Raw genomic sequence first — 5,000 nt, 5'->3', positions numbered from 1 at the left:
ATGAGCAGGTTGAAGGCAAGGTAACACTTGCTGGAGGACCGAACCCACGTAAGTTGAAAATTGCGGGGATGACTTGTTCCTAGGGGTGAAAGGCCAATCAAACTTGGAAATAGCTGGTTCTCCGCGAAAGATATTTAGGTATCGCCTCGGACGAATACTGTGGGGGGTAGAGCACTGGATGGGCTAGGGGGTCTCACCGACTTACCAAACCTAACCAAACTCCGAATACCCACAAGTAATATCCGGGAGACAGACAGTGGGTGCTAAGGTCCATTGTCAAAAGGGAAACAGCCCTAACCTACAGCTAAGGTCCCCAAGTCATAGTTAAGTGGGAAAGCATGTGGGAATGCTTAGACAACCAGGAGGTTGGCTTAGAAGCAGCCATCCTTTAAAGATAGCGTAACAGCTCACTGGTCAAGCGTTCCTGCGGCGAAGATGTACCGGGTCTAAAACTATGCACCGAAGCTTAGGGTTTACACGTTTACGTGTAAGCGGTAGCGGAGCGTTCCGTAAGCCTGCGAAGCGGTACCTGTGAGGGGCCGTGGAGGTATCGGAAGTGCGAATGATGACATGAGTAGCGATAAAAAGTGTGAGAGACACTTTCGCCGAAAGTCCAAGGGTTCCTGCGCAATGCTAATCAGCGCAGGGTTAGTCGGCCCCTAAGGCGAGGCAGAAATGCGTAGCCGATGGGAATCACGTTAATATTCGTGAACCAGGTGGTAGTGACGGATCGCGCAGGTTCGTATCCCCTTATTGGATTGGGGGTGCGATGAGCCGGTTCCTGGAAATAGCTCCACCAACATTGACCGTACCCTAAACCGACACAGGTGGACTGGTAGAGTATACCAAGGCGCTTGAGAGAACTATACTGAAGGAACTCGGCAAATTGCATGCGTAACTTCGGGATAAGCATGACTTCTATGGAGGCAACTCTATAGGAGTGGCACAAAAGAGGGGGTGGCGACTGTTTACTAAAAACACAGGGCTCTGCGAAGTAGTAATACGACGTATAGGGTCTGACGCCTGCCCGGTGCCGGAAGGTTAAAAGGAGAGGTGCAAGCCTTGAATTGAAGCCCCGGTAAACGGCGGCCGTAACTATAACGGTCCTAAGGTAGCGAAATTCCTTGTCGGGTAAGTTCCGACCTGCACGAATGGCGTAACGACTTCCCCACTGTCTCCAGTATAGACTCAGTGAAATTGAATTCCCCGTGAAGATGCGGGGTTCCTGCGGTCAGACGGAAAGACCCCATGCACCTTTACTATAGCTTTACGCTGGCATTTGTGTCGGCATGTGCAGGATAGGTGGTAGGCTTTGAAGCAGGGACGCTAGTTTCTGTGGAGCCGCAAGATGAGATACCACCCTTATCGTCATAGATGTCTAACCGCGGCATAACAGTGTCCGGGACAGCGTATGGTGGGTAGTTTGACTGGGGCGGTCGCCTCCCAAAGAGTAACGGAGGCGCGCGATGGTAGGCTCAGAACGGTCGGAAATCGTTCCTTGAGTGCAATGGCATAAGCCTGCCTGACTGCGAGACTGACAAGTCGAGCAGAGACGAAAGTCGGTCATAGTGATCCGGTGGTCCCGCGTGGAAGGGCCATCGCTCAACGAATAAAAGGTACGCTGGGGATAACAGGCTGATAATGCCCAAGAGTCCATATCGACGGCATTGTTTGGCACCTCGATGTCGGCTCATCACATCCTGGGGCTGGAGCAGGTCCCAAGGGTATGGCTGTTCGCCATTTAAAGTGGTACGTGAGCTGGGTTTAGAACGTCGTGAGACAGTTCGGTCCCTATCTGCCGTGGGTGTAGGAATATTGAGAAGAGCTGACCCTAGTACGAGAGGACCGGGTTGGACGAACCTCTGGTGGACCTGTTGTGGCGCCAGCCGCATTGCAGGGTAGCTAAGTTCGGACGGGATAACTGCTGAAAGCATCTAAGCAGGAAGCCTCCTTCAAAACTAGTATTCCCTTGAGAGCCGTGGAAGACCACCACGTCGATAGGCCGGGTGTGGAAGCGCAGCAATGTGTGAAGCTTACCGGTACTAATAGCTCGATTGGCTTGATCGTTCTCATTAATCTATGTCCGCATAGATTGTGAAATGTTCGATCGGTACAAATAATACACCAGACCAAGGCTCCTTGCATGGGAGAGCACTTGGTCCATATACAGAACAACAAAACCAGAATTCACATCATACGTTTTTCGCTGACCTTGTGGTTTTTGCGAGGAGCCCAAGACCCGATCCCATCCCGAACTCGACCGTCAAATTCCTCTGCGCCAATGGTACTAAGTCTCAAGGCTTGGGAGAGTAGGTCGCTGCAAGGTCTGCCAAAAACGTATGGTTCTCAATTACAATGTCGAAAAGAAATAACAAAAACCCCAGTCAGAAATGACTGGGGTTTTTGCGTTTGGAACGCGGAAGGGGGAGGGGCAATGCCCCAGTGGGTTCGGCCCAGCGGGAACTTGCTGCGTCTCGCCTCTCTATTCATCCCGAGCCGGCGCCGAGATAATGGATCGACCCATTGGCGTTGAGATCGTCGCCGCCCCTTCGCCCGGTAGCCGATTCGAGCATGCGGGTGCCTTTAGGCAGCCCTACCGGGAATTACGCGATCCGCGAGAGATGGTCGCGCCGGCATAATCTCGGGATGGGCCCCGGCGCGAGGCCGGGGTGACATCGGGGGTGGGGAAGGCATTGTCTGGGCCGAGGTGATGGCTCCAGCCATTGGCGTTGAGATCGTTGCCGACTCATTTGACCCGCTGCCGATTCGAGGATGCGGGCGCCTTTCGGCGGCCCTGCCAGAAATATGCGATCAGCGAGAGATGGTCGCGTTGGCGCCATCTCAGGATGGGCCCCGGCGCAGGGCCGGGGTGACACTGGGGGTGGGGAGGGCGCAAGGATCTCCGCGCCTATCTGCGATTTCATTGCCCAATCCATGTGCGATTCTAGGTGATCGATCCGGTTGTCATTCGCGTCCGACGCCGGTGATGCCGTTTTGAGATGGAAACACCGAAGTTATCTCAAGCTGGGCCCGGCACGGGGCCGGGGTGACATCGAGGGGCGGAGAAGCCGGCGCGCCCTTCAGGAGTCAGCCTTTGAAAATTTCCTGGCGATGCATTCGGCGTTCGGCCAGGCGCGGGGATCCATGGGAAAACTCGCTTTGGTCCTGCCGTTGAAGAGCGATCGAAGCGCGGTTGTCATCCTGGGGCTAAACAGCAATTCGCCGCTATTGCTCATGCTGAACAGGCCATGATCATAGGCCCAGTGCAGCGTCTGCGTCATCGGCATGGCGTTCCAAACCTCATCGACGCCACCCGATTTGACCGGGCGAATATGGGAGACCTCCACCTCATAGCTCGCGGTTTCTTCGATGACATGCGCACTGGCCGCTCACGGCACAGATCGGGCCGTAGTGCTGCAGCACCGTCAGCCGCAAGCGCGCATCCCGAATCGCCTGTTGTCTGGATAGGAACTTGCGCGACGTCTCGATTGTTTTGACCTCGTAGAGCAGGTCGGCCGCGCTCGGTTGTTCTTCTGCCATGCCGGAGAGAGAGCAGAGAGATCCCGCCGCAATAATCCGGTCAAATTCGGACTGGGACAAAGCTCTGACGCCGGCCGCGTAGTGGTAGAAAGCAAAATTTCCGGCATCATCGAGGGCGTCAGATTCGTGGGGCTGCCCCTCCGAGCGGAGCTTTACTGGCTGCGCAAACAACTTCATCTCTGCCAATTCCGCCACCATGTAGCGCTGATCATTGCAGTCGGGGCGAAGGTCCAGCAGCATGGCGGTGCCGATATAGCCGGGTTCATCCGCGTGGCGCGGGGCGCAAAGCACGATGCGACTATGCAGTGCTTCCAGGGCGATTTCGATAGGACGATTCAGCAGGCGAACCAGTTGCAGATTGTCAGTTTGATCGGGACGAATATTGAGCACTGCGAAAGTCATGACGTGTTCCAAAACTAGGGGAACTACGTATGTGCGCAGATTTCTGCTGGCCCGGCACCGTGCGGGAGGCGGCGGCGGGCTGGCAAAAAGGCGGCTTGTGGCCTATATAGTCATGATAGTCATAATGACCTGATTGGATACCGCCATGTCGACGAGCCAAAGTCACCAGGATGATCGCTGGACGGTCGCCAATGCCAAGGCGCGGCTGTCAGAGGTGATCGAGCGGGCGCAGAATGAGCCGCAGACCATTACCCGCAATGGGCGACCAAGCGTGGTGGTGGTTTCGGTGGAGGAATGGAATCGCAAGACCATGCGCAAGGGGAGCCTTGCCGCGTTTTTGCTCGATTCGCCCCTGGCCGGCTCGGCGCTCGACATCGAGCGGGTGAGCGATGAACCGCGCGATCTCGGGCTGTGAGTTTTTTGCTCGATACCAATGTGCTGTCGGAAGTGCGCCGGCCGCAGCCCGATGCCAGGGTGCTGGCCTGGCTGGACCAGGTCGATGAGGACCGTACCTATCTCAGTGCCATCTCGATCGCCGAGATTCGCCGGGGTGTTGGCCTGCTGGAGGAGGGGCGGCGCAAGCAGGCGCTGGGGGAGTGGCTCGAGGGCGAGCTGCTCGAGCGATTCGATGGCCGCATTCTGCCGATCGATACCGCCGCCGCCCTGGTGTGGGGCGAGCTGATGGCAGGGGCCAAGCAACAGGGAATGGCGCTGGCGGTGATGGATGGCTTGATCGCCGCTTGTGCGGTGAGTCGCGGGCTGACGCTGGTGACCCGGAACACCAAGGATTTTATCGGGCTGCCGCTGCAGCTGCTCAATCCCTAGGAGGGGTAAGCCGGCGGCGCCGGTGGCGGGCGGCAAAGATGGCGGATGGGCCGATTCTCGATGAGCCATTTTGGATGAGTGTCGAGAATCGGTAGGGCGATAGAGCAAGAGGGGGCCAAGGGGCGTGCCGAAGGTGGGGACTGGCAGCTCTGATGGGGAGAGGGGCGATAAGAATCGCGGTGTGGTCCGGGAGCGGAGGGGCCAATGCATTGGTTGTGGGCCTCGTTGCGATT

4 protein-coding genes and 2 rRNA genes (1 of these 6 only partly in view) are annotated in these 5,000 nt (G+C 56.7%); 4 read left to right on the top strand and 2 right to left on the bottom strand.

Going from position 1 to position 5,000, the window contains the following annotated elements; all coding sequences use genetic code 11:
• Both ACX3OW_RS00285 and rrf read left to right on the top strand, forming a co-directional pair.
• Positions 1–2,067 (top strand): 23S ribosomal RNA (locus ACX3OW_RS00285) (it extends 656 nt beyond the left edge of the window).
• Positions 2,068–2,210: 143 nt separating this feature from the next.
• Positions 2,211–2,326 (top strand): 5S ribosomal RNA (rrf, locus tag ACX3OW_RS00280).
• 754 nt (positions 2,327–3,080) lie between these two features.
• Here rrf and ACX3OW_RS00275 read toward each other — a convergent pair.
• Together ACX3OW_RS00275 and ACX3OW_RS00270 are read right to left on the bottom strand one after the other, a co-directional pair.
• Complete coding sequence (locus ACX3OW_RS00275) at positions 3,081–3,347, bottom strand: HNH endonuclease (protein WP_459093738.1); 267 nt, start codon at positions 3,345–3,347, stop codon at positions 3,081–3,083.
• A gap of 1 nt (position 3,348) precedes the next feature.
• Positions 3,349–3,942 (bottom strand): hypothetical protein, encoded by a 594-nt coding sequence (locus ACX3OW_RS00270; RefSeq protein ID WP_459093737.1) that lies wholly within the window; start codon positions 3,940–3,942, stop codon positions 3,349–3,351.
• A gap of 145 nt (positions 3,943–4,087) precedes the next feature.
• Between ACX3OW_RS00270 and ACX3OW_RS00265 the strand changes: the two genes are divergently transcribed.
• Both ACX3OW_RS00265 and ACX3OW_RS00260 read left to right on the top strand, forming a co-directional pair.
• A complete protein-coding gene (locus ACX3OW_RS00265) occupies positions 4,088–4,357 on the top strand; it encodes a type II toxin-antitoxin system Phd/YefM family antitoxin (protein WP_459093736.1) in 270 nt (89 codons plus the stop codon).
• Positions 4,354–4,767, top strand: coding sequence for a PIN domain-containing protein (locus ACX3OW_RS00260; protein ID WP_459093735.1), 414 nt, complete (start codon positions 4,354–4,356; stop codon positions 4,765–4,767). The genes ACX3OW_RS00265 and ACX3OW_RS00260 overlap by 4 nt, the downstream gene beginning before the upstream one ends.
• The last annotated feature ends 233 nt before the right edge of the window (positions 4,768–5,000 follow it).

Source organism: Devosia sp. A449, assembly GCF_054489375.1.
The sequence above is the reverse complement of the archived record's forward strand: the minus strand, read 5'-3'. Positions and strand labels throughout refer to the sequence as shown.

Excerpts from the sequence above, each read along its gene's own strand:
- ACX3OW_RS00265 (WP_459093736.1), top strand. The coding sequence starts at position 4,088 with ATGTCGACGAGCCAAAGTCACCAGGATGATCGCTGGACGGTCGCCAAT.
- ACX3OW_RS00270 (WP_459093737.1), bottom strand. The coding sequence starts at position 3,942 with ATGACTTTCGCAGTGCTCAATATTCGTCCCGATCAAACTGACAATCTG.